Annotated in this window: 1 rRNA gene; it reads left to right on the top strand. The window is 44.9% G+C overall.

What is annotated here, in order from left to right:
- Window positions 1-94, top strand: a 23S ribosomal RNA gene (locus AC6H42_RS16470); the annotation flags it as partial.
- Window positions 95-205: the final 111 nt, after the last annotated feature.

Below are 205 nucleotides of genomic sequence, written 5' to 3'. Positions count from 1 at the left end.
GGGTCGTTCGAGACCAGGACGTTGATAGGCTGGGTGTGGAAGTGCAGTAATGCATTAAGCTAACCAGTACTAATTGCCCGTAAGGCTTGTCCCTATAACATTGATAAGTTATAGGCGAGAAGTGCGCATGTTGTGCGTAGTTGATACGCAATCGCTACATAATAAATCTGAATTCTTCCAAGTTTTAAAGCTGTTGCAGCGCCAG

It is taken from the genome of Massilia sp. NBRC 108631, assembly GCF_059704565.1.
This window is presented reverse-complemented; position numbering and strand designations above follow the sequence as displayed.